The sequence below is a fragment of the Actinoallomurus acaciae genome (assembly GCF_042429965.1).
In the GTDB taxonomy this organism is placed as follows: domain Bacteria; phylum Actinomycetota; class Actinomycetes; order Streptosporangiales; family Streptosporangiaceae; genus Actinoallomurus; species Actinoallomurus acaciae.
In genome coordinates this window covers 1,226-1,553 of the sequence record NZ_JBHLZP010001081.1, presented here as the reverse complement: position 1 = coordinate 1,553, position 328 = coordinate 1,226, and the positions used below count along the sequence as shown (strand labels likewise).

Here is a 328-nt window from a genome sequence, read left to right as displayed (position 1 = left end):
GGCCGCCACCGCGCGCGCGGGCGCGGCGGCCAGGTCCTCGCGCGGTACGTCGGCCGGTTTGAACGACAGGCCGAGTGCGGCACCGACCTGATAGGCGACCGCGGCCCCGACGCCGAGCAGACCGGCCACGGTGGCGGCGACCACCCACGGCCGCGTACCGCGCGCGGCGGTCGCCTGCCGATCAGGGGCCACGCGCACATGCTAGGCCAGGTGATGCGGGCGAGGACACCCTCAGGTCGTGCCGGCGACGCCGGCCCGGTGGGGTGAACCGAACCCCGAATCCTCGTGACCGCACGGTCGTTCCCGCCGGTGCGCCCCGAAACCATGG

At 75.9% G+C, this 328-nt stretch carries 1 protein-coding gene; it reads right to left on the bottom strand.

The window, feature by feature from the left end; translation table 11 throughout:
• Positions 1-192, bottom strand: a 192-nt coding sequence (locus tag ACFFNX_RS50645; RefSeq protein ID WP_378213653.1) for a hypothetical protein, incomplete at its 3' end; no start/stop codon positions are given.
• Positions 193-328 lie beyond the last annotated feature (136 nt).